This is a genomic window from Melioribacteraceae bacterium (assembly GCA_030584085.1).
Lineage (GTDB): Bacteria > Bacteroidota > Ignavibacteria > Ignavibacteriales > Melioribacteraceae > SURF-28.
Map to the genome: position 1 here is coordinate 1,908,983 of CP129490.1, position 26,103 is coordinate 1,935,085.

Here is a 26,103-nt window from a genome sequence, read left to right on the forward strand (position 1 = left end):
TGGTCAACTTTTTTTAAGTAACTTTTTCCTATCCATATAAGATGTATGTAAAATCTCATGAGCTTTATGTCCGTTAGGTTCAACTAAAAATTCATCATAAAGTTTTTTAACCGATTCATTCTCATGTGATTTTCTAGATTTTGCATTAGCATCTATTTGATATAAAACTTGAACTCGTTTGCGAATTTTTTCCGGTCTTTGATGGATAGGTTGTCCACCACCATTTATACATCCACCCGGGCAAGCCATTACTTCAATAAAATGATACTTAGATGTTCCGGCTTCAATTTCATCGAGTATTGGCGCAACATTTCCAATCCCATTTACAACTGCAACATTAATTGTAGTTTGATCATTTATTTTGATTGATGATTCTTTTACACCTTCAGTTCCTCGTAAATCCTCCAATTCCATTTTATCTAAATTATTTCCTGTTAACTTATAGTAAGCTGTCCTAACAGCAGCTTCCATTACACCACCGGAAGTACCAAATATAGCGGCAGCACCGGTTGATTCGCCAAGCGGATTATCAAATTCATCTTCTGGTAAATCTTCAAAATCAATTCCAGCCATTTTGAATATTCGAACCAATTCTCTTGTAGTTAAAACTGCATCAACATCTTGTAGGTGTTCTTCTGTCAGCTCCGGTCGTTCAGCTTCAAATTTTTTAACGGTACAAGGCATGATGGATACAACAAAAATATCTTTTGGATCAATACCCATTTTCTTAGCATAGTATGTTTTTAGAACTGCGCCTTCCATTTCGTGCGGAGATTTACAAGTTGAAATATGAGGAAGAAGATTTGGTCTGTTTTGTTCAACATATTTAACCCAACCTGGGCAGCAGCTAGTAAACATAGGGAGAGTTTTACCGTTTTGAACTCTATTTATGAATTCTGAGGCTTCTTCGATTATTGTCAAATCCGCTGCAAAATTAGTATCAAAGACTTTTTTAAATCCAAGTCTGCGTAAACCGGTTACAAGTTGTCCGGTTACATTTTTGCCCATCGGAAGATTGTATTCTTCACCCAAACTAGCTCTCACTGCTGGAGCTATTTGAACAATTGGGTACTTGTGTTTATTATTTGTGGCTGCCGCAACAACTTTAACATGACTTTTCTCGCGGAGTGCCGCAGTTGGGCATGCTAAAATACATTGTCCACAAAGAATACAATCACTTATGTTCAATCCTTTGTTAAACGGGGTTGTAACATTACTGCTAAATCCACGGTTAGTAAAATCAATTGCACCGACTTTTTGAATTTCATTACATACACGAACACATCTGCCGCAGAGAATACATTTAGCCGGATCACGTTCCATTGAAGCACTGGAAATATCAATTGCATGGTCTTTATGCTCGCCAACAAATCTATGTTCCCGAATTGCATAAGTCTCCGAAAGATCTTGCAGTTCGCAATTTTTATTTCTAACACATACTAAACAATCTTGCGGGTGATTTTCAATAAGAAGCTCAACAATAGTTTTACGAGCAATTCTAACACGAGCAGAATTTGTATGAACATTCATTCCTTCCGAAACGGGATACGCACAACTCGGAGTCAACCCGCGCATTCCGTCAACTTCAACAACGCATAACCTACATGCGCCGGTTGGGAATAAATCTTTCATATGGCACAAAGTCGGGACATTGATTCCAACTGATTTAGCCGCATCTAGAATGGTCATTCCCTCTTCTGCTTTTACTTTAATATTATTAATGGTCAATTCAACCATGATATTTTCCTTCGACAATTTTAATTGACAATAATTGCTTCAAAACGACATGTTTCAACACACATACCGCATTTAATACATTTTGATTCAATGATGTGATAAGGATGTTTCTTCTCACCAATAATTGCATCACTCGGACATTTTCTTGCACACAATCCACATCCGTTACATATTTCTGTATTAACAGTGTAAACCAACAATTCTTTACAAACTCCCGAAGTACATTTTCTTTCATATAGATGTTCTTCATATTCATCTTTGAAATAACGTAAACCGGATAAAACCGGATTTGGTGCACTTTGACCTAAACCGCATAATGATGTGTCTTTTATAACATCTGCTAATCTTTGTAAATGAATAATTCCTTTAAATCTTTGTAATTGTGCAAGTTTATTTCCGTTACCATTGTATGCAACTGGAATTCGTTCGATTATTTCCAACATTCTTTTTGTTCCTTCTCTGCAAGGAACACATTTACCGCATGATTCATTTTGGATGAATGTTAAGAAATATTTAGCAACGTCAACCATACATGTATCTTCATCCATAACAACAAAACCGCCTGAACCCATCATTGCACCAACCATCTTCAACGACTCATAATCAACAGATGTATCCATAACTTCATCCGGTAAGCATCCGCCTGAAGGTCCTCCAATTTGAACGGCTTTAAATCTTTTTCCATCCGGTATTCCACCACCGATATCAAAAACAACTTCTCGGAGAGTTGTTCCCATTGGGACTTCAACTAATCCACTTACTTCAATTTTACCACTTAGAGCAAATACTTTAGTTCCTTTAGATGATTCGGTTCCAATTGAAGAGAACCAAGCTGCACCTTTAGAAATAATTGCCGAAACATTTGCGAAAGTTTCCACGTTATTAATAATGGTTGGTTTACCCCAGAGTCCGGAATCTGAGGGATAAGGAGGTCTCGGTCTCGGCATTCCTCTCTTACCTTCAATTGAAGCAATCAATGCTGTCTCTTCACCACAGACAAACGCGCCCGCACCTTTTTTAATTTTGATTTCTAAATCGAATCCGGAATTCAGTATGTTCTTTCCGAGTAAACCATATTCTTTACATTTATCTATAGTATTTTGTAAACGTTTAATTGCAAGTGGGTACTCAGCACGACAATAGATATAAGCATAACTTGCACCTATTGCGTAAGCGCCGATTATCATTCCTTCTATTAGTCTATAAGGATCGCTTTCCAAAATTGAACGATCCATAAAAGCGCCCGGATCACCTTCATCAGCATTGCAGATTAAATACTTTTGATCAGCTTTATTATTAAATGCCATCTCCCATTTTTTACCAGTTGGGAATCCCCCACCGCCTCTTCCTCTTAGTCCACTTTCTAAAATTTCCTTTACAACTTCTTTGGGTGACATTAATCTAAGCGCTTTATCTAATCCTTTAAATCCGCCTCTTGAGATAAATTCGTCAATAGAATCTGGATTTATTATTCCACAGTTCTCTAGAACGATTCTTTTTTGTTTTCTGAAGAAAGTGATATCATTAATTCTTCTTACACCACTTTTACCCTCGCCATGTGTCCCTAATAATTTTTCCTTGTGGATGTCCTGTTCTACGATTGCTGTTTGAATTAATTCAGGGACATCTTTTGGAGTTACCTCGCAATAACAAATTCTTTCTTCATCCGGCAATTTTATATCTACAAGAACTTCCTTTGCACAATAGCCTATACAACCCGTTGGAACAATAATAGCTTTCAAGTTTTTCTTTGTCAGCTCCTCTTCAATGGCTAGCTTTACCTTATCGGCACCTGAAGCTAATCCGCAAGTTCCCATTCCAATGAAAATAATCGGCAAATCATGAATTTCGTATCTTAATCTCCGGTTATAATCCAAAATAATATCTTTTTGAGATGGGCTTAACGATTCGTCCGTACAATGCGTTATAAATTCATTAATTGGTCTTTCAGGCGAGTGATAACCATTATTAAATTGTATTTCAAGAAAAGATTTCATCATGCACTCACAGTCTCTTTTTTCATATTATCTTGTTTAGCTGCGTTTTTATATTTATTTAAAATTTTGGATATTTCTTTTACCGCAATTCTACCATAATATTCTTCATTAACATTAATTACAGGTGCAATACTACAAGCTCCAATACAAGCCACAGTTTCTAAAGTGAATAATTTATCGCGTGTAGTTCCACCTGCGGTAATTCCCAGTTCAGTTTCTAAGGCTGTTAAAATATTTGCTGAGTTTTTAACATGACAAGCTGTACCTCTGCAGACACGAATAACATTTTTACCGAGCGGAGTCAAACGAAATTGATTATAAAAAGTAGCCACTCCATAAACTCCGCTCAGTGGCATACCCACAAAATCGGAAACATCTTGTAATGCTGATTCAGGCAGATAGCCATAAACTTCTTGTACTTCTTGAAGTAGTGCTATTAAATTACTTCTATCTTTTTTAGGGAAATGTTCAAATATTTGCTTGTGCATCTCGGTACCTGTGTTGATTTTCTATTATTTTGACAAGAAATGTGCCATTTCGGATTCAAAATGAGATAGTTTATATAGAGATATTTTTCGCAATATATTCTTTCATTCTCGATCATTTTCATTCCTAGATTTAGGAATATTAGAGAATTATTTCTCAATTAGTCGAAAATATTTAGATTTGTTCACTAAAAACAAATTATCAAGTTAATGTTAATTTTGGGTATCTTTACTCCGGATTCAAAAATTATTTAGCTATTTACTATGAATGAGAACGAAAATATCCAATTAAAGAAAAAAGCGGCTCTTATATCTTTATTTGTCGGTTTCGGAATGTTCGCTGCAAAAATAACTGCTTATATAATCACCGGTTCAAGTGCAATTTTTTCCGATGCAGCTGAATCGGTTGTGCATGTCGCTGCTACATCTATGGCTCTATATAGTATTATATTAAGTTCCCGCCCACCGGATAAATCACATCTATACGGACACGGAAATATTGAATACTTTTCAGCAGGAGTTGAAGGACTTCTAATTGTGATTGCAGCATTTACAATTATATACACATCCGTTGAAGATATTGTTGTTGGAGCAAGACCAGAACAACTTTCAATAGGTACAATTATAATTGCAGTTGCCGGAGTAATAAATCTTTACTTAGGTTTTTACTTGATACGTAAGGGTAAAGAAACTCATTCTTTAGCTTTAGTTGCGGATGGCAAACACGTGTTGACGGATTCATATACGAGCATAGGTGTAATTATAGGTTTAACATTAGTACTAATTACGGATTTTTATCTTCTCGATCCTCTATTTGCTATTGGGGTTGCTATTAACATTTTAGTTACGGGTTCTAGATTAGTGCGAGAATCGATAGGAGGTTTAATGAATGAAACTGATCCCGAGACTTTAGAAAAAATAGTTAGTAATATCTCACAAATGCGAAACACATATTGGATTGACATACATCATTTAAGATTTTGGAAATCGGCTGAAAAAGTATTTATAGATTTTCATCTTACCATTCCATACTACTTTGAAATAAAAACTTCACATCACGAAGAAGAAACTATAGTAGATAATTTGAATAATATTTTTCCCGAAGCTCAGGTCAGAATACATTTTGACTATTGTTACCCGGAATTATGCAAGTATTGTACTTATGAACCTTGTGCGAAGAGACAACAAGAAAATATGATAGATATGGAATGGACGACGGAAAAACTCATCGGTGATCCAATAGAAGCAAAATCTCATGATACTTAGTAGCTAAAATAAACCTAATTGCATCTCAGCATCAGAAAAAGTTAATTCATGTTTAAGAAGCCATTCTTTTCTGCTAATACCCCCAGAATAACCAGTCAATTTTCCGTCCGAACCAATCACACGGTGGCACGGTATTAAAATGGGAATAGGATTATGTCCGTTAGCATTTCCTACTGCACGTACTGCTCCGGGATCACCCAAATTATCTGCAATTTCTTGATAAGATCTTGTTTCTCCAAATGGAATTTTTAATACCTCTTTCCATACTTCTTTTTGAAAATCGGTTCCTTCCGGTTTTAATTTTAAGTCAAATTGCTTTCTTTTTCCTTTAAAATACTCATTAATTTGAGCTATAGTTTTGTTTAGATAATATAATTTATTCTCTTTAATTATAACATGTTCTTCAAGATAATTAATCTTAATAATAGCATCATTATTTTCAACAATCTCTAAATATCCAACAGGTGAGTTTAGTATTGCCCTATTCATTTGATTCACCATTAATTGTTATTATTAATCTTCGTGCTCCGCCATTATTTCTATGTTCGCAAAGATAGACACCTTGCCACGTTCCCATATTTAAACTTCCATTTTTGATTGGTATTGTCAAAGATGCTCCTAAAATTGATGATTTAATATGAGCCGGCATATCATCTGCTCCTTCAAATGTATGTTGGTAATATGGAGCATTTTCCGGTACAATATTATTAAAATGTTTTTCCATATCACTCCTTACATCGGACGAAGCATTTTCATTTAATGTTAACGATGCAGAAGTATGTTGAATAAAAATATGCAATAGACCTACTTTTACTTTATGTATTTCTTCACAGTTTTTTAGAATTTCATCAGTTATTAAATGAAATCCTCTTCTTCTTGGTTTCAACCCAAATTCTTTTTGGATCCACATAATTCCCCACTCCACTCTAAATTACTTTTTTATGAATCACTCTATAAATACCGATCACAACACCAACAATTCTAAAATTATGGTGCTTTATATCCACAACAATCGCATCATAATCCGGATTCTCAGAATGTAATTCGAAAGAGTTAGCTTTTTTAAAAAATCTTTTCACTACTGCGGAATCATCTAAAACAATAATGGATAAATCGCCATTTTTTGGCTGCAAACTTGGATCAACAATCACTATATCACCATTAAAAATGTATGCATCCTTTAGACTATCCCCTTTTACTTTAACAAGGAACGATTCTTTCGGAATACGAGCAATAGTAGGTAATTGAATCGTATCGATTGAATCCGGATAAACAACCAGTGGGTTACCTGCTGCCGCTTCACCAATCACCGGCCTCGGAATAAAAAACTTTTCATCAAGAGTGAGTTCTATACCCCTAGATATTTTGGGATTCCTTTTAAGATAGCCTTTCCTTTCAATAGCCTTCAAATGCTGTTGAACCGTCGCTCTATTTTTATATTTAAAATGATTTGCTATTTCTGCTAATGTTGGTGGCATACCAAAATTAGATTTATTATCGATAATAAAATCTAATATCTGTTTCTGAATTTTAGTTAGTCCGGCTTTCACTTATACCATACATTTGTATGGTATAACTTAGTGAGTAATATTTTTATTGTCAAACAAAAAAAAAGCGACTTAAGAGAAGTCGCTTCAAATTCTTTTATATACTAATATTAATCAGAGAATTTTTTCCAAAACATCAACTAATTTATCTTTTAAGATAGGTTTGGAAATAAAGTCGCTAAATCCAGCAGCAATAAATTTATCTCGATCTCCCGGCAGAACGTATGCTGTTACTGCAATTATAGGTTTATTATGATAGCCGGGTAATTTTTGAATAATTCTTAGTGCATCCAAACCGTTATATTCACCTTCGAGATTAATGTCCATGACAATAAAATCAAACTCTTTACTCTTTATTTTAGGAAGTGCTTCCTCAAAACTCTTGGCAAATTCGATTTCTTCTAATTCTTTCATTTGCACTTTGAATAGAATCTGAGAATCAATCTGGTCTTCTACATATAAACATTTTAGAGAGACAAGATTAACCTCTTTTCTATCACGACTTTGCTGAATTACTGGTGCGGATTTTACTTCTTTTTTAATTTCCTTTGGAATTACCGGTGTTTCAAGTTTGGGTTCTTCAGCCGGTGTTGATGTGACATGGACATTTATATTAACGTCTTTTTGAGCTGTGTCTGCTTCCTTTTTATCTTTTATTGATTGTTTTTCTTCTAATTCTTTAAGTTGTTTCTCTCTTTCTTTAACGGCAGCAGTAAATTCATCTTCAATTTCAGCAGCTTCTATTTCTAAAATATCCGGGAAAATAATCCCATACTCAATCGGTTTATCATCTTTACTAATTACTTCATATCGAGCATTTAGTGCGATAATTAATTTTCTAAAGAGTTTTGTTGTTATTCGTGAAAAACCATGGCTTTTACGAATTGAGTCTTCATCCTTTGTGAAAATATCTGTTAATCCGTTTAATAAATGTGGTGTAATACCGTCGCGTTTATCTTTTATACTAACTATCGACTGATCATTACCATAGGTGTAAGCCGAAAGATAAATTTTGTTTTCCTTACTTATTTGCATCGCATATTTTAAAAACTGAGTGATTAAAATTACGAAATGATGTTTGTCCGTCGTCAGTTTTAAAGAAGATGAAATTTTTCCATAAGTAAGTTCCAGACTATTGGTCTTCGCTGTTCTTTCAGTTGTGGATTGTATTTCTTCCAATAGATCGACAAAGACAATCTCTTCGGGTTTGAATTGAATTTTATTATCCTCAAGTGCCGAATACTCAGCTGCCGTGTCCATAGTTTGCAGTAATAACTTTTGATTCTCTTTTATAATATCAATTGCTTCAACTTGTTCGGAACTTGGATTTGTTAGCCCGTCATTAATTTCCTGGACAAAACCGAGAATTACATTGATCGGAGTTAAAATTTCATGAAACACATTGGATAAAAACGATGGGTCAACTCCTTTACTACTTGAAATAGTAGATTGTTCATTTACAATTTTTACTTGTTGCTGTTTTATTCTACCAATAAGTACAATAGACTCGAGTTCCCCATTATACTCATGAATAGGTGTTGCAGTAAAGGATACTTCAACTAATTCAGAAGATGAATTCTTAATTTCTGTTTTAATTTTCTTTGTTTCTTTAGATGTTGAGTGAATAATATTCTTGTTAAAATCAGCTCTCTCATCATCTTTTAACAAAGACAGAAATGGTTTCTTGTCAAGATCGTGCTTTGTATAGCCAAGTGTTCTTATTACAGATTCATTTGCGTATGTAATAAAACCATCACTATCAGAGATAAAAATAAGATCACTGCTATTTTCAAATGCAGATTTGAATAGTTTTATTTTTTTGTTCTGCTTAATGTCTTCAGTAACATCTCTGACAATATTTATGTGTGCACTTTTACCTTTAAATTCTAATTGTGATTTGCTGATCTCGACAAATATCGAAGTTCCGTCTTTCTTTTTATGCCGCCACGGACCAGTGAAATCGTTAGATTGCGATTTCTTGTTGGTGGATTCCAATAAGGTTTGGATATCTTCCGGTGAATAGAGATCGGTTAGATCCATATTTAGTAGTTCATCTTTTGAATAACCGTACAACTTCACAACCGCATCATTTACTTCAAGAAATTTTAAATTTTCTATATCATATATAAACATTGGCTGTGGACTGATTTTCATTATTGCGTCGTACATTTTTAATATCCCCGCAGTTTTTGGATCTAAATTGTTTTGGTCATTAAAAAGCAAAAGAATTTTTGGTTCCTTTTCTCTTTCATTTTGCAACCGCAATACATTTAATTCAATGCTTTCAGAAAATTTCAGAACTATTTTATTGTTTTGGGATTTTAGAAAATTCGTAAGTTCTTGTCTAATATTATCGTCTTCAAATAAATCAGAAATATTTTGATTTGTAATATCTTGCGACGAATGGAAGAATGTCCGGACTTTTTCATCGTAAGAAATTATTCTTCCTCTACTGTCCGTTACTAAATACTTTAGACCAAGATCTTTTACTAGATCAAAACTGAGTTTATTCGAAGTGTCTACCGAAGATGATTTTGTTTTAACTCTTTGTGAAATACCTACGATTGCTACAACATTATTATCTATATCAAGTATCGGGAACTCTAAAACTTCATACGGTTGATCTCCGTAAGGTGATACAGAAGAAGTTGCTTCAATTATTACAGAATTAGTAGTTTCATTAATATAAGAATCAATTGTAGAGTATAATTTATTTTGGAAATGAGGAAGAACATCCTTTTCAAAGCGTCCTTCTAATTGCTTAGATTTTACTCCTAGTACATTAGCAAATTTTTGATTAACAAGAATATATCTTCTTGAATTATCTTTAATCCAAAAAAATCCCTCAAGCATATCAATTTGTTTTTGGATTTTCGCTTTCCCGATAAAAGTAAAAGGGAATGCCGACTTTACAGATTTAATAATTTCAAACAAATCTTCATCGTGTACAATTTTATCGATCTCTTCAGTAACAATTGTAAAACGCTGCAGTTCTTTTTTTCCTTTACCGCCGATTATCAACCTAACTGTAGTTATAAATGTTTTTTGTACATTATCAGTAAAAGGAGTCACTGCAACTTCAAATTCCTCATTGTTCTCCCCTTTCTGTACTAGCACATTTTCTTTAACACTTTTATCATAGTTCTTAGCTTCATAAAGTAATCTTTCTAATACAGTAGTAAATTCTTTATCGAGCACTTCAAAAATACTTGTGTTGAATGTTACATCCGGTAGGAATTTTTTACCTTTTTGATTGAAATCAACAATTCGTCCGTCATCATCTAAAATAAATGTTGGAAAAGGAATTAAGTTTTCTAAAATCGACAATATGTTTTTATCAACAGTCATTAGTTAAAAGGAGTTGTTATTGTTACTTCATTTGAGTAATTAGAGTATTGTTGAGTGTTAAGTAAAGCTCTTACACGAAACACATATTGAGTGTTTGGATCCAAATTACGATCAGTATATGATATTGTAGCTCCGGAATTTACCGCACCACCGATTGTTCCAACAACACTAAATTCACTTTCAGAAGGCCAGGACAATCGTTTCCTTTCAATAAAGTAAACAAACTCATTTTCAAAAATGTCTTGCCATAATAAAACTGCAGTATTCGGAGTTATAGCATTTGAAGGAATTGTTAGGACAATTGTTCCCGTATTTCCTCTTGTACTAACTTCATTTGAGAAATCTGAGTTAAGATTTCCCTTAAATGCTCTGACTTTAAAAAAGTATTCGTTAGAATTTGCATCAGGAACTGATATTGTTGTTCCATATATTCCAGTTCCTGATTTAGCTGCAAAATTTGCATATGAAGTATATGTTCCGGAACTACCGACTTTAATAAAAACAGTAAAACCATCCTCATCATTTGAATTATCTGTCCATACTAGAGAAAACTGGTTGCTACTTCCCAGCACTTCATAAATCTGTAATGTTGTAGGTTTTGATGGCGGCAAAAGTGGAATATATACATCGTCAATATTGCTGTACGGAGTATAAAATCCTTGAACTGTTCTATGACGAGCTCTATAATAATAAGTGGTCTCTGTATTATAAGTGGAATCTTTAAATATATTTATATCCGCAGTTGTATTGCCTATTTGAACAAAGTTGCCGGTATTTCCCTCACGTCTTTCTACATAAGTTCCAATTTCTTGATCTGTATTGTCAGTCCAGCGAACAATTACTTTCCTTTCTTCAGAATCAAACTCTGCAATTAGATTAGTGGGAGCCGGTACATCCGCCGATGCTGTTGTTGCTGAAGCAACATTTGACCAAGCACTTTGAGATGTGCTTGTAAAAGATGCTATTCTATATGAGTATGTTGTACTAGCAAGTAAACTCTTATCAGTATATTCTCTTACTGAAGGGGCAACCACTGCTATTTGCTCATAATTTCCAGTCGTTGGATTTGTCCGCTGAATTTTAAATCCGAGTATGTTTACTTCATCGCTTTCCCAAGTAAGTAATATTTGATTTGCGCCTAAAGCTACAGCTTGTAAATTAAACGCTTCTCCGCCTTTTGAGCTTATTTCATTACTAAAAGGAGATTCACCATATTTATTGATTGCTCTTACTTTATAATAATAAACTAGAAGCTCTGATAATCCATTATCATTAAAACTGATTGTATTTTGCGGCAAGGTTTTATATAAATTATATTCTTCGGTAGTACCAACTCTTCTCCAAAGTTCGTAATTATCTTCGGTTTTTGAATTATCATCCCAAGATAGATTACCCGAACCTGTTGATATTTTTGTAAAAATTAAATTGGTTGGCGCCGGAGGTGCTTCCAATGTTAGAACAACAGGTAATCCTTTTTGAACTTCACTGGTAGCATAAGTGCCTTCAACATTTCGGACATTCACAAAATAATCGATTTTAGTACCGAGTAAAGTTGAATCTACATTTAAATAGATATCAGTATTAGATCCTTGATCAGCTTCATAGACTTCAACAAACCTTCCATTTACACTTTCAATAATTACCTCAAACTGGTCCAAACCTTGACCACCTGTATAATCCGATGCTTCATACACTATTAAATTATAACCAATTTGCACAGTGTCTCCTGAAGTTGGGCTGATTATTCGAATTGTCGGTCTGGTTGATGTTGAGTCAGTTACGTTTTCTACACAAGAAAACAGTATAAAAACTGAAAGTACGAGTAAGAATTTAACTTTCATCATGAGTATAAATACCGGTTAATTTTTTATTCCGGTAATTTAGTGAATATTTAGCTAATCGATAAATAAATCCCAAATTCTTTATCATTTACAATGGAAGTTCATTTTCGAAATCAATCAAGAAAATACGAGTTTCATTTGGCTTTAAGTTTTTCACATACATGTATATCGCATTTGCACCCTGATCAAATTCATATTCCGGGATATCGGTATTTATTATTTCCGATGAGATGCTGACATTTCTTACAGGTTTATTAATATTTACTTCGGCAACAAATTCTTCTACTATATTATCGGAAGGATTTGTTACTTCTACACTAATTCTTCTTTTACTTCTCCATTCGTATCTAACTTCTATGTTTCCTCTTCTTTTCCACCATGTTAAGATATCATCAACCGAAGCCAACCAAATATTATTGTCTTTAGCATATTTTATAACATCATTCATTACATCAACATATTGTGGTTGCAACTGATATTCAGTGTGAATTTTTAATACGTAAAGTCCGCCTTCAAACAACAGTCTATTAATATCTTCTTCATAAGTATAGCGCTGAAAATCTTTATTAGTTAGCCCATATTCTTCAATAACCTCATAATCATCACGTGCAGTTTTTGTTATGATGAGAATAGGTTTTTCATTTCGAAAAACTATCTTTGGAACAGATCTGTCCGTCAAAGAATCGGTTACTAGGTAATCATAGCCGTATCTTGACATCCCAAGAATAGTATTATCGTCATAATAACCATACTGTGGCATTAATCCTTTTACTGTGGAACCGCTAATAGATTCCAAAGTATCTTTGGCTATTCCCATATTTGCGAATTGAAGTTCTCTATCATACAGTGCGTTTATTGTGTCAAATGGTGATTCTAAGAAACCTACATCAACTATAGGTCCGATATCTACCTTGCCCGAAAGCGATTTGATTAATGACGGATAATTTATTGCTGTTTGCGGATGCACAAATACCGATGCGGGAAGTTTATATTTGTTAACAATCGGTAAAATATTATTTATGTTAGAGGGTTGTTCATTAATTATTGGAACTAATATCATAGCTGCATCATAAGTTGCCGGCCAGTCTTTAATATAAGCCGTAGGTCTATATGTCAGCCAACTCATGCTATTGTTAAACAATTTTTCGAAATAGATATAATCTTCTTGCTCACCCAGCACTGAATTGAGTTCAAAACCAAACCAAACAAATCTACCTTTGCCGTAAGTACCATAAGCAATACCAGCACTTTTTTTAATTTCTTCCATAACAAGACCAGCTTCACGGGTATAGTCATACCAGAAACTAACTTGTGTTGTTCGTGGTTCTAAAACTTCCGCATAAATAGGTCTATCCCAAGTTGCAATTTTTAAGGAATACCCTGTTGGGATGCCTGCTGTTAATGGTAAGTTACCTCTCAGAGTATGTACCTTTCGTTCAAAATCACGTGGATGAATTTCTTTATAAAAATTCATCCCAAAAGTTTCAGTAAAAAATTCCCAACCTCGCCATTTAGCTTCATCTGAATATGTAGCGATTCCGCTAGTTACAAATATACTTCCACCGTTTTCTAGATATTTTTTTAATTGAATCAGTTGCTTGTCGCTCATAGATTTGGCTGCGGGTAAAATGATAACCGGATATTCAAAGTGTTCGCCAAGTTCAATAATTTGATCGCTAATCAGATCGTAATTCATACGTGATGCTTTTATAAATGTTTCCCAAGTGTCGATGTTATCACTTATCCACGTACTCCCTTCGGGAAGCATATTTTCTGTATAGTTTGAATATAGAATTGCAACTTTCTTTTGTTTATCCCAAGTAAGAACATTTAAGTTCTCCCTTGAAGGAAGAATTTCAGATAACTCATAATTACCATACACATTTTTTACGACAAGCATAAATATTAGTATTGCTGCAGCAAGCAATACTAAGCCGCTTAAAAATATTATCAGGTAATTAACCCGAAGACCCTTTGGTTCTCTGGTTATCGCCACTTAAGTTGATCCTCTTTTTTCTTCTTTTCACGTTCGGTTGTCGGTTCTACATAACCATCTTTTGTATAGCGCATGAACTTTTTACGTTCTGAAGTTGAATAGCGGTCTTCAGAAGCAGACGTATATCTGCTACTAGAAGGCGATTGTGGCGGTGATGAAACATAAGTAGGTCTCATTTCCGGACCACCTTGGGCTCGTTGCGGTTCGTAGGCCGGCATTCTTTGATATTCTCCGGTCCTTTCTCTTGTAGGATAAGGTTCCTCGAATGTTCTTCTAATACCGGTGCCGGTGTGTTGCTCGGCAATCACAGGAGTCGGAGCAACTAACTCTGCCGGTATGCTTGAAGGTTGAGGAGCTTGAGCTGTTTTGCCTTTACGTTCTCGAATTTTGTAAAGTATGTAAGCCCCCACCGCAAGGATAAATGTAGATATTGTTGCAACAAGAACTATTAAGGATAGTATAGGAATTAATTCCATAGTGCACTCCCATTATAAATTAAACTTTTTTATATCTAACACCGCTATCCGGTTTATTGATAGACTTTGTTGTTGACCCGACTCCGGAACGTTCTAATTTTCCCCAAGTCATACTGATACCTAAAAACTCTTCAACTGTAGCCATCGCTTTTGTGATGTCGATAAGCAAAATAAAAATCAACCGATACACAATTGAGTAAGGTACAAGTCTAAATTCTTCTCTTTCAGCAGCAATACAATAAATTGCGGCCATCATATCCAACAACATAATACCGACCCACCAGAAAAAGACTAAACTTGACATACCGTAGAATGCAGCAATAATAAAAAACAGATTAGCAAAAATATTCATCGCAGGCCAAACTAAGGCTTCATAAAACATTGACCAAAGTATAAGAGTATTGTTAAAATTAACTGTTGGGTTATATATATGTTTTCTATGCTTTCTTATAGCTTGTAAAATTCCTCTTGTCCAACGATATCTTTGTTTTAAGAGTTGATGTAATTTTGATGGAGCTTCCGTATAAGCTATTGCATTAGGTTCATAACTTATCTTCCAACCTTTTTCTAATATTTTAAGAGTAATGTCAGCATCTTCCGCAAAAGTATCACTTGAATAATAACCGGCATCCCTGAGTGCACTTTTTCTAAATATTCCGATTGGACCCGGGATAATATTGACCATTCTTAAAAAGCCCTGCGCACTTCTTGGCATATTAAGACCTTCAACATACTCAAGTGCCTGAAGATCAGTTAAAACTTTTTTACGATTTTCAACTTTTACGTTTCCAGCAACAGCTCCGACATTGGGATCTACAAAATGTCTAACACCCATCTTTAATGTATTAGATGATAGTTGAGAATCACCATCCATGCACAATACAAACTCAGCTTCAGAGTATTGAATACCTGCATTAAGCGCTTTTGATTTACCACCATTCGGTTTGTTGATTAATGAAACTTTTACAAGTGCCGATCTTCCCTGTTGATAACCAACTACTTCTTCTGCTACCGCGGCCGTGTTGTCAGTTGAACCATCATTAACCACAATTATTTCATAGTTTGGATAATCAATATCAAGCAATGACTCGATTGAACTTCTTAAAATCTTTCCTTCATTATATACGGGGACAATGATGGAAACAAATGGATAATAGCCTTCCTTGTCTTCAACCGAATATTTAGTGATATAAAGGTAAGCCATTACTAATATCGAAAAGTACCTAAAGAGTAAAACGAATAGAAAAATTACGAGTGCAACGATGGAAGAATATACAAATAAACCACTCCAAGACAGAACTGTAAGCGGAAGTGTTACTAAAATTACAATTAATAAAAAGAGTGAAACCAATCCTGATATAATGATTGCTCTTAATTTATCTCTGCCCTCATTTCGTTTTGGTTCTTTACGCTCTCTATTATCAAGAGCTATTTTATATTTTTGAAGTCGATTTTGCATATTTGAAATCTATATTGATAACAAATTTAAGAAACAAACTGAATGCCAATAAAAGTCTTCTAATTAAGCTAAATTCACAATTATTTATAAGATATCTTGTTCCAATTGAGAACATAAGCGGAATCATGCCTCAATTTTATACACAATTTATGTGAATATAACTCTTAAATTAAATCATTGCAACTAAATAACTTACAAAAGAATCATTAAAGTAACACATAAGACGAACGTTGCTTTATCCAAATCAGACAGTAATTTGACTAATAGATTGACCAGAGCGCGCTTATTGACGCAGAAGCGGATGTATATCCGGATTGTTCTCTAAATGAATTGCTTACAAATCCGGTTGCCATTAGACGAAATGTGTCAGAAATATTGTAATAAATTCGTCCGGATAATTCCCTAACTACGTAATCACTTTGTGGAATATAGCCAAGTTTACCGGCAACCATTATTTCCCATAATTCGTTTTTAAGAATCATCCATTCAGCGAATACACTATGTTGATTAAAATCTTGGGGACTATAATAGACTGGAACTGTATACTTGAAATCTGAGAATAAATATTCATAACCTATCAAAAGATTCGGATAAAATTTTCTTCCAATTCTACCAATAAAATTATTCCCCAAATTTTCAGGAATAATTGTTAGTCCATTTGTTAGAATTGCACTACCCTCTTTCGTTCTAATTAATTGATAAGTAAGATCAAGCTTGATATTAGTTTCAAATTCATAATATCCTTTTAAGTTGGCAAGTTCACCGGTTAACCGTGTAAATACTAAACCAGGAGAATATAAAATGGTTGAGGCATCAGTACGAGTATATGATAAATCAACACCGTAACTATATCCTTCCTTATGTTTATAATCATATTTAACACCAGCTTCGACAATCGGGGTACGCACAATGCCCGGTGAATACATTTCACCATAGCTAAAACGGAATAGCAAATCATCGATTGGTCTAATAAATAAATTTCCTTTAAAGGCAGTATAGTTAAACCCACCAAAATCATTTTCTAATCTTCCTCGCATCCAAGTAACACCACCACTTAAATATGGGAGGAAACTAGTTTCTAAATTTCCGCCGAAGTAATTGTAATGAAAATCTAGATCGTCAATAAAAACGTAAGCTACAGGTTGCACAACCATATACGTTAAGAGATAACTTCCTAGATATCTTATACCTTGAGTAAAAAAGCTTTCGTCTTCGGGTCGAATTGGCAGCCACCCTATTCTTTCTTCAACTAATTCGGGTTGTCCTAAATTATTATCAAGCATATTATTGTAAACGGTTCTGGCGCTATCAAACATCTCCAATTTTGAATAAGTATCACCAAGATAAAGTTGAATTTCCGTATCATACGGATCCTCTTGAGTCAAGCGTTCAAACTCGGGCAACGCTCTAGAGGCATCATCACTCCAATACATTACCTTTGCACGAAGCTTGTCCATCTCCAGGTCATAAGATTCCGCTAATGCTTCATCGTACATATTTATCGCATCATAATATCTTTCAGCACCTACATAAACATCTGCTAGTTCATATTTTAAGTCAGTTGTAGGGGTGACTTCACTAAAGTATTCTTCATAATAAGGAATGGCATCATTATAATAACCATTCATAGCTAGTGTTCTACCTTCATTCAATCTTTCGAAACGTCTATTTTCTTCTTCTCGAATAAAATGTAATTCAAGCATTGAATTTAATTGTTGGGCATCAGGATTATCCGGAGCTAATGACATCGCGCGTTGATTGTATATTTGGGCAGTCTCAAATTCTTGCTGTTGAAAATTCAATGTACCGAGTGTAATAATAGCGTTTATGTTACTTGGTTGAAATTGCAATACCTTTTCAAGTCTTTCTTCGGCAGCATCCAAATCAGAGTCATCCCAAACAGGAATTTGTCCGGCCAATAGTAAATAATCCGGGTTATTCGGATTATTCTCTAAGGCTATTAAAATTTGCTCATAAGCTTCAGGAAGTTTGCGTTGATATGAATATACTTTTGCAAGCCTGAATCGAAGTTCATCATCATTTGGGATTAATTCTAAATACTCATTTAATAATTCTTCCACAGGTTCGTAATCTTCCATGTTCGAATAATAATCAACCATTTGAATGAGTGCTTCTCTATCCGTTGGATCTTCCTTTAGAATACCAAGGGCAGTATCAATTTTTGCGGTATAATACTCTTCTCTTGTTGTTGTTATTCGTTCTCTCAAAGATTCAAAAGTTGATGTACCTTCATGGTTTGGGGCTAAATAAAGTAATTGCTGATAAGCTTCTTCATATCGTTTTTCTTGCATTAAATAATCAATTAATGCGTAACGAGCTCCATCATCGTTAGGATTATTTCTTAGAACCCTGTAATATCTATCAATAGGATATTCCTCTCTTTCGAAAGAACGCGGAGATTCTCTTGTTAAATATCCTTGTCGTAATGCTAAATCTAATCCGTCTTCAGCTTCTTTAAAGAACGGTTTAAAACTTAGTGCAGTTCTGAATGCTCGTTCAGCATTTTGAAAGTTTCCCAACCACATTGTAAAATAACCATAACGACTCCAGAGGCGCCAATCATCGGGATGTCTTTGTACCCATTCGGCTAATTTTATTTCTCCTTTGCGAATCGAACCAGTATGTGATAATATTTCTGTGTATCGTATGATTTCATCAGGAGATGCATTATTATCGCGCTCCAAATACCTGTCATACCATAATTCGGCTATTGCCCATTCTTCCAACCATCGATATGATTTACCAACTTCTAAGTAGTTAAATGGATTGATGGGATCAATTGCAATTTCTCTTTGATAACCATCGATTCTTTGATATAAAATTTGGTGCCATGTATTTAAAACTCTTTCCAGATTATTTCTGTATTCTTGATTTGTTGCATCCAGCCTTGTTGCTCTCCTTAAATCAAGGACAGAAAGTTGATATTCTTCGCGTTGTTCATAACAAAGACCGCGTAAATTATAACCTTCTCCCTCACGAGCATTTTGTGCGATAAATTTATTTAACTGATCAATAGCCTCGCCATAACGTCCGGCTTGCATGTGCTGTAGTGCACGTCGTTTCATGGATTCCGAGGTATTTTGAGCAAACGATGTTGTAAAAAGGAGGAGTGTGAGAATAATGAATATTTTAGAACAGGTGTTCATTATTCATTGAATTTTGTGAGCGGAGTATATGGGTTCCCCATATTTCTATCTGCTTCAATAGCATGTTTTATCAAACTCTCTGCGTTATCTATTGTTTCATCAACTTCTATTGAGAAAATAGAAATATATTCTTGTATTGCATTCAAGTAATCAAAATCTGTGCTCGGTAAATTACTTTGAACATTTTGAATAAGCGAAATCACATTCTTTGAACTACTTTTTACCAATAAAACTAGTACCTTATTATCAAAAGCACAAATTTTATCTTTCTTGTCACTAGATAGACGAATTGCATTTTGCAATTGATTCAATGTTAATAAGCCCTTACTAATTGCCGTAGGATCTAGCTTGAATGAGACAATATTAAAAGTTTGACCGGTACTTTTGTAAAGTGCAATTTGGTTATTAAGAATCAACTGAAAATCATTATAGGTATAGACATTAGTATAACCGCCTGCATCAGAAGAATGATGCCCATTTCCATTTGATTTTTTTATTGATGAAAATTTCGAGTATTCATCGTTTACAGTTCTTTCGGTTACTACTTTTGTTTCTTCGCGTCTCTTGTAATCAGTTGTTACCCCTTTGTAGGGTTCAATTTTATATTCCGATGAAAATTGACCTTCTGTATGACCGACATTCGGGCTAATTATAACTTGCCCGCCATGAAAACGATCTTCTAACTTTTTGCCAGACTTTCGCAAATAGATTAATCCTGTAACAAACTGTGCAAGCGAATCTACTATCTCCTCTGCTTTTTCGGTTGCAGGTTCACCTATAATAAATAAGCTGCTAACATCTCTCTCTTCAATATGTTCAAGCGTTTTTAAAAATGAATCTTTCATCATTTCTAAATTTCGGAAACCTATAAAGGGAGTTAATTCATCAAATATAATTCTCTGTGGATTATATTGATTAACAACCGTGATAATGTCATTCATATATTCAACTAAATAATCGTCCGGATTAGGAGTATCATAAACTTCATTTGGAGGGGCAACTCGGACTACAATTATGAGATTTTGGTTCATGTATGACTGAATATCAAAATTTAATGAAGCTGCTTGAATCATTAAATCTTTCGGACGCATAGTGGTAAAATAAAGGCAAACTTCCTGCGACTTAGCTGCTTCTAATGCAAACTGCAAACCAAGTAATGTTCTGCCTGATTTTCTTGGTCCAATAAGCATATAACTACCGCCGCGGTATATCCCACCCCACTTTTTATCTAAAAAGTTAAAACCAGATGATATTAATCGGATACTAGAACTCATATTAACCTCTTTTTTCAAGAGTTGTTACGCAATCAATATGCCACAAAATGTGTGTTTATGCTAATTTTTGGCAATATTTTTATCCGTAAAAATCCAATTATGAGATTGTATAACGAGAATGATTCAATTTAAGACAAAATGTCTATCTCGATGAAAAAAAGCCAAAAACAAATAAAGCTGTTGCGTTAGAAGAAATCGTCGGCTCATTAGAGATATAATCCATCCTATCATCGAAATAAACCATATCTTCTGTTTGAAATTTAACAAATCTATCAGGTCTTTCAAATTCAATTTTTCGTTCTTCTAATATTGATTTTGGAATTGGCCCTGCAGCTACTGCTCCGGGTATTTTACCACCATTAAAATGAGCCACCTGATGATGAAAATACTTTGTGTGAATTTCACCAAAATCTGAGACGAATGATACCCCCCAGGGATTTCTTCCTAAAATATAATCTCTTTGTTTTGAAGCCATAATTGAATATGACTTGTCACCGGTTAATTTTTCATAAAAAATATTTTGTAAAACTACACCAAGAATTGCATGATTAGTTCCCCAAGAAACATCAACTCCCCGCTCAAAAACATTTTCTTTGCTGAATTCATGAAAATGCTCAAGATTATTTTTTAGGAATTCAACATGCGTCTTATCAAAAGATGATAGCCTATAATGAGCCAGAGCATTTATATCGCCCCAACTCCACCAATAATCAGATTTTGCTAAATCTGCATAAGTTCTTGCTTCATCTAACAATTGTTGCCGATTCGTAGATAAATAGAGTTCAACAGCGCCTAATGCCATTTTACCTTCAAAAGACTTATCAATATAAACACCAGTACCCGCACCTGAAATGTTTGGAACATTATTTCTTAATGAATAATAATTTTCGGCAAGTGTTAAACATTTTTCTGCAAAAGAATTATACCTGAGTGTTTCCTGCCAGATTCTACTTGCTAATGAAAGAGTTGCGACATAAATACCAATTAAATTTTTACCTATACCAACAAAAGCCGGACGATCGAATTGTAATGGATCATCTTCAGGCATTCTCCATCCAACTGTCTGATCATCTTCATCTTGAACTTGTGTTATAAATTTTGAATTGTAAGATGCTCTTATTAACCAATCAAGTCCAATTTTTGCTTCCTCTAGAATATCTGGTATATTGTTACGATTATTATCAAACCCAAATTTCACCGGATCAAAATCATAGGCAAAGAGAAGCATGTAGGTTGTAAATGCGGTCGTATTTAGAAATTTTGTATAATCACCTGCATCGTGCCATCCACCAGTTACATCAATGGAAGTTTTCTTATTAACACCATTTTCAATAAGACTTGTGGCATCTGCAATGTGACAAATTTCATGTCCTACTGGTGAAGTGTAACCACACCTTTGTACTTTATAAAACGAAAGTACAGCATCGGTAATTGAATTATACAACCGGTGATCTATCGAAAATTTTGGTGATCTAAAATCCGCAATTTGGATATAATATTTTCCGATACTGGATAGTAAAGTAAAATCTATTTCGTATATATATCTAAAATTTCCATACTCCCCTATTGACTGCTTTATAATACCACGATCCGAAATTTTACCATTCTGATTTTTAACAACAAACTCTCTTCCTTGAAGTTCATTATCGGAGAGAATGATTGCAGTCTTTATATCGTTAGGTAAATATCCTAATTGATTTAGACGGAAATATACTTGAGCCGATACTATGTTTATTATTAATAAAAAAAAGACGAGGCCAAGCCTCGCTTTCGTGATAAAGTTTTTCATAATGTTATTATAAACCGAGTACTGAAAAAAGTTCTACTTTTGAATTGTATCTTCAGGATATGTAGTTCCGAAAACATGATCCCACGCCGGTTGACTTACGCCAAATCCTTTATCAGAATGTTTGTAATGGTGTAACATATGGTGGTTCTTAATAGCCAACCAGAATTTACTTTTCATATTAAAGTGATGAATAGCATAATGCGTAGTATCGTAAAAAATATAACCGACTATAAAACCTGCAAAAAATGGTGCGACCAAATAAGGGCCAAAAATATAATAGAATAAGATATAGAATAAAGTCGCAAGTGGAATTGAAACAGCCGGAGGCATTACTAATCTTCTTGAATCTTTTGGATAATCATGATGAACACCGTGAAACATAAAATGTATCTTTTTACCGAATTTACTTTTTGCGTTAAAGTGAAAAATAAATCTATGCAAAGTGTACTCTGTAAATGTCCAAATAAATAAACCTATTATAAAATATAACAGTATTGTGCCTAACGAGATGTTGAAAGTAAAAATTCCCCTATAAAGAAAGAATAGAACAACAGGTGTAAACAACCACAAAGGTACAGTCCAATGCACTCTAGATAAAGCTTCCAAAAAATCATTTTCAAACATTCTGACTGTTTCATCTTTGTTCGAAACATAATTTTTTGCCATAGTAAAATCCTCTGTTTGTTTTAATTATTCAGCGAATATAAATAAAAAGAGATTGAGTGTAAATAAGTATAGGTAGTATAAAAAGATTAGGGAGTTCCATATGAACTCCCCTAACCGGATGAAAAGATTCTATTACAAGAACAAATCCTCAAGCTGGATTATTTTTACATTTTCTTCTTTGATTGGCAATTGATAATTGATTATTTGCACATCTTCATCCAATACACTTTGAGGTTTTGGTGAAGAATATTCTATAGGCGAGGACGTATTATTCACTAGTGCATTTTTAAATTCATCTGCATTGTTCGTAATAATAGCGATCTGAATATTATCGTATTGTAGATATTTCTTAACCGCATTATTGACATCTTCAAGAGTCATTTCATCCATCATTTTTCTGAATTTTTCTAAATGACTACCTTCAATTCCATAAAATTTATCATCAAGAGCATAACCCAATCTTTCGCTTGTGGTTGGAGCGTAATGAAGAACATATTTTTTGAGGAAATTTCTGGTTAGCTCAAACTCTGATTGAGTTAATCCTTCATCAACAAGTAACTTTAACTCACGTAAAGCTGCACGCAAAGAGAAATGTTTAGTTTCATTAGGAACAGGTCGAATCCAAATTTCGAAAATTTGTTGTCGTCTGGAAACATTTGTCGGAGGCATTTGTCTAGATCCGCCATTCGGGAAATTTTCTATATAACTATAATCGCCATAATTCAATCCCCTAGCTTCACGAATAACTTGGTATAAATGTGAACTTGAATTCCTATGTTCGCCAAACCAAGAATTAGCAATCGCCAATGCATACCAATCTTTTGACCCGCGTAAAATCTGAATTGGGAAACCCATTGAAATTGCAGTTGCCGGAGCATTTTTTTCTACAATTGCAACTTGGTGTCCTTCAATAGGAGTAAAGTTTGGTTTAGCAATTTCTGCAGGTTTGTTTTCCGAAAGTTTACTCAAGTCTTCGAGCAGTTTATCAACTAAAGATTCTTCATAGCCACCCGCAACTCCCAAAACGAAATTGCTTCGAGTATAATATTGATTGTAAAATGATTTGACATCTTCAAGAGTTATACTTTCTAAAGCAGATATTGTACCGGGAGAGATATGTCCGTATGGTGTTCCTTCAAAAATTTCATTGTACAATACAGCTTTACCAAGTTCCTCATCGCTCGAATATTTCAAATTTGTTTTCAAGTAATTGAGTGTCTCATCTTTAAGTCTATTGAAATCCGTTTCTTCAAATGCCGGGTTTAAGAATCCATCAACGAATAATGGATAATACTCATCAATATTATCGACATGTGTTCGTCCTGAATATATTGTCATTTCCGTTGATGAATTACAATTATACCCTGACGCTAACGGAAATAGTTTTTCTAAAATATCTTCGTATGAATTATTTATTGTGGCCCCGTCTGACAGCATTGCTGCAGTCAATGAAGCTAATCCTTCCTTACCTTCAGGATCGTTTTGTGAACCTACTTTAAACCATATTTTAATAGAAACAGTAGGGTCATTTTTAACTGGCATTAGAATAATATTATCTTCAGATTTATTTGAGCATGCTGTTAACATAATTAAAGCCGTTAATAGAATTATAAAATTAAATTTCATTTTCATTATTGTACCCCCTCAACTTTTACTACATTTCTTCTATTTTCTTGAAAATAATAATTCGCAGCTGTTCTTATATCTTCAGGTGTGATCTGCATTAAATTATTAAAAAGATCATCAATTACATCGACAGTTGTAGTATAGGAAAGAAATGACGGTAAAACAGATGCAACATTATCAGGAGTATCGAGGGCCATTAAGAATTGATACTTTGTTCGCTTTTTAAGATCGTTTAATTTTTTCTCATCTACTAATTCTGTTTTAAACTTTTCCAGAGTTATATAAACTTCATCTCGAACGTAGTCAACATCATCTTGATTTTTTATCATAGAGTAAATAAATAATAATCCGGGATCGCGTGAAAAATTAAATCCGGCGGAAATAAACTGCACTTTTTGTTCTGTAAGAACTAACTTTTTATATATATCGCTCGTCGAACCAAAAGCTAGATCATCAAGTAAATAAGTTGCGAGTAGATTTTTGTTATTTACATCAAATCCGTCTCCTTTATATCCAATCATAAGTAAAGGTAAGGTTTTACCATCAAATTTTACTAAAGCTTGGCGTTCAGTTTTCTGTGGAGGTTCCGGAGTTATTTGTGGTTCAACATAACCGGGTTTCCAATTCCCATAATACTTTTTAACTAAGTCCAACGTTGCCACTGGGTTGATATCACCAACGATTAAAAGTATCACATTATCGGGTCTGTAATATCTATCAAAAAAGGTTAGACTATATTCGTATTGTTCGGGCATTTGCTTAATATCTCTTTCGAATCCAATAGTAGTATGTTTATATGTATGCTTATCAAATGCCATATCATACATTTTTTCGAAACCTACCGACCACGGACTTGTAATGCTTTTCCGGTATTCACCATAAACTGCTCCGGCTTCTGTTTGGAAATCATCTTTTGAATAATTAAGATATTGGAAACGATCTGATTCAAGATTCATTACCATTTCCAAGTCTTCGCTCGCAAAGTTGAGATGATAAACTGTTCTATCATTTGTTGTGTAGGCATTTGCATCAGCTCCAATACTAGTTACCAAACTATCATAAACCGGTCCCGGGAAATTTTCAGTTCCACGAAACATCATATGTTCAAAAAAATGTGCAAAGCCAGATTTACCAGGTTCCCATTCATCCCGGCTTCCTGTTCTTACTACACTATAGTAGGAAACAAGTCCAGGACTTTCCATCGGGATAATTATCGTCGTGAGACCATTATCAAGTACATGACGATGAACCTCATAAGGAAATATTTTTTCTTGTGCATTCATGCTTAAAGCTATGAAAATTATTAGAATAAATAAGGAAAGTAATGACGTAATCCGCATTCCCCCTCCGATGCTTATTAAGAAAATTGTTTGTTAAAAGACTAAGCAAGATACAAGTTTTATGATTTTTCTGCTAATTTTTATGAATC

At 34.2% G+C, this 26,103-nt stretch carries 18 protein-coding genes; 1 reads left to right on the forward strand and 17 read right to left on the reverse strand.

What is annotated here, in order from left to right:
- Nucleotides 1-3: 3 nt before the first annotated feature.
- The 3 genes from QY331_08755 to nuoE are packed head-to-tail and all read right to left on the reverse strand — an operon-like array spanning nucleotide 4 to nucleotide 4,222.
- Nucleotides 4-1,737: an NADH-dependent [FeFe] hydrogenase, group A6 gene (locus QY331_08755; protein WKZ68042.1), complete on the reverse strand. Its 1,734-nt coding sequence runs from the start codon at nucleotides 1,735-1,737 to the stop codon at nucleotides 4-6.
- A 20-nt stretch (nucleotides 1,738-1,757) separates the two neighbouring features.
- A complete protein-coding gene (locus QY331_08760; GenBank protein WKZ68043.1) occupies nucleotides 1,758-3,734 on the reverse strand; it encodes an NADH-quinone oxidoreductase subunit NuoF in 1,977 nt (658 codons plus the stop codon).
- Nucleotides 3,734-4,222 carry an NADH-quinone oxidoreductase subunit NuoE gene (gene nuoE, locus QY331_08765; protein ID WKZ68044.1) on the reverse strand — a complete coding sequence of 163 codons (489 nt, stop codon included), beginning with the start codon at nucleotides 4,220-4,222 and terminating at the stop codon, nucleotides 3,734-3,736. The genes QY331_08760 and nuoE overlap by 1 nt, the downstream gene beginning before the upstream one ends.
- A 261-nt stretch (nucleotides 4,223-4,483) precedes the next feature.
- Between nuoE and QY331_08770 the strand changes: the two genes are divergently transcribed.
- The gene (locus QY331_08770) at nucleotides 4,484-5,485 is read left to right on the forward strand and encodes a cation diffusion facilitator family transporter (protein WKZ68045.1); all 1,002 of its coding nucleotides are present in this window, start codon (nucleotides 4,484-4,486) and stop codon (nucleotides 5,483-5,485) included.
- Between the two features lie 3 nt (nucleotides 5,486-5,488).
- On the opposite strand, the gene QY331_08775 is transcribed toward QY331_08770, so the two are convergent.
- The 14 genes from QY331_08775 to QY331_08840 all read right to left on the reverse strand — a co-directional run bounded on the left by QY331_08775 (nucleotide 5,489) and on the right by QY331_08840 (nucleotide 26,014).
- Nucleotides 5,489-5,974 (reverse strand): methylated-DNA--[protein]-cysteine S-methyltransferase, encoded by a 486-nt coding sequence (locus QY331_08775; GenBank protein WKZ68046.1) that lies wholly within the window; start codon nucleotides 5,972-5,974, stop codon nucleotides 5,489-5,491.
- Nucleotides 5,967-6,395: a secondary thiamine-phosphate synthase enzyme YjbQ gene (locus tag QY331_08780; GenBank protein WKZ68047.1), complete on the reverse strand. Its 429-nt coding sequence runs from the start codon at nucleotides 6,393-6,395 to the stop codon at nucleotides 5,967-5,969. The genes QY331_08775 and QY331_08780 overlap by 8 nt, the downstream gene beginning before the upstream one ends.
- Nucleotides 6,396-6,411: 16 nt before the next feature.
- Nucleotides 6,412-7,035 (reverse strand): transcriptional repressor LexA, encoded by a 624-nt coding sequence (gene lexA / locus QY331_08785; protein WKZ68048.1) that lies wholly within the window; start codon nucleotides 7,033-7,035, stop codon nucleotides 6,412-6,414.
- A 111-nt stretch (nucleotides 7,036-7,146) separates the two neighbouring features.
- On the reverse strand, nucleotides 7,147-10,380 hold the full coding sequence (locus QY331_08790) for a PAS domain S-box protein (GenBank protein WKZ68049.1): 3,234 nt from the start codon (nucleotides 10,378-10,380) through the stop codon (nucleotides 7,147-7,149).
- Nucleotides 10,380-12,224 (reverse strand): fibronectin type III domain-containing protein, encoded by a 1,845-nt coding sequence (locus tag QY331_08795; protein ID WKZ68050.1) that lies wholly within the window; start codon nucleotides 12,222-12,224, stop codon nucleotides 10,380-10,382. Before QY331_08795 ends, QY331_08790 begins: the two co-directional genes overlap by 1 nt.
- Before the next feature lie 85 nt (nucleotides 12,225-12,309).
- Nucleotides 12,310-14,217 (reverse strand): hypothetical protein, encoded by a 1,908-nt coding sequence (locus tag QY331_08800; GenBank protein WKZ68051.1) that lies wholly within the window; start codon nucleotides 14,215-14,217, stop codon nucleotides 12,310-12,312.
- The gene (locus QY331_08805) at nucleotides 14,208-14,693 is read right to left on the reverse strand and encodes a hypothetical protein (protein WKZ68052.1); all 486 of its coding nucleotides are present in this window, start codon (nucleotides 14,691-14,693) and stop codon (nucleotides 14,208-14,210) included. Before QY331_08805 ends, QY331_08800 begins: the two co-directional genes overlap by 10 nt.
- A gap of 19 nt (nucleotides 14,694-14,712) precedes the next feature.
- Complete coding sequence (locus QY331_08810) at nucleotides 14,713-16,152, reverse strand: glycosyltransferase (GenBank protein WKZ68053.1); 1,440 nt, start codon at nucleotides 16,150-16,152, stop codon at nucleotides 14,713-14,715.
- A gap of 260 nt (nucleotides 16,153-16,412) precedes the next feature.
- The gene (locus QY331_08815) at nucleotides 16,413-19,238 is read right to left on the reverse strand and encodes a tetratricopeptide repeat protein (GenBank protein ID WKZ68054.1); all 2,826 of its coding nucleotides are present in this window, start codon (nucleotides 19,236-19,238) and stop codon (nucleotides 16,413-16,415) included.
- Between the two features lie 80 nt (nucleotides 19,239-19,318).
- Complete coding sequence (locus tag QY331_08820) at nucleotides 19,319-20,593, reverse strand: RAD55 family ATPase (protein WKZ68055.1); 1,275 nt, start codon at nucleotides 20,591-20,593, stop codon at nucleotides 19,319-19,321.
- A 142-nt stretch (nucleotides 20,594-20,735) separates the two neighbouring features.
- Nucleotides 20,736-22,382 carry a glycoside hydrolase family 9 protein gene (locus tag QY331_08825; GenBank protein ID WKZ68056.1) on the reverse strand — a complete coding sequence of 549 codons (1,647 nt, stop codon included), beginning with the start codon at nucleotides 22,380-22,382 and terminating at the stop codon, nucleotides 20,736-20,738.
- A 33-nt stretch (nucleotides 22,383-22,415) separates the two neighbouring features.
- Complete coding sequence (locus QY331_08830) at nucleotides 22,416-23,048, reverse strand: sterol desaturase family protein (GenBank protein WKZ68057.1); 633 nt, start codon at nucleotides 23,046-23,048, stop codon at nucleotides 22,416-22,418.
- Nucleotides 23,049-23,180: 132 nt separating this feature from the next.
- Nucleotides 23,181-24,680, reverse strand: a complete 1,500-nt coding sequence (locus QY331_08835; GenBank protein WKZ68058.1) for a pitrilysin family protein — start codon at nucleotides 24,678-24,680, stop codon at nucleotides 23,181-23,183.
- Nucleotides 24,680-26,014, reverse strand: coding sequence for a pitrilysin family protein (locus QY331_08840; GenBank protein WKZ68059.1), 1,335 nt, complete (start codon nucleotides 26,012-26,014; stop codon nucleotides 24,680-24,682). Before QY331_08840 ends, QY331_08835 begins: the two co-directional genes overlap by 1 nt.
- Nucleotides 26,015-26,103 lie beyond the last annotated feature (89 nt).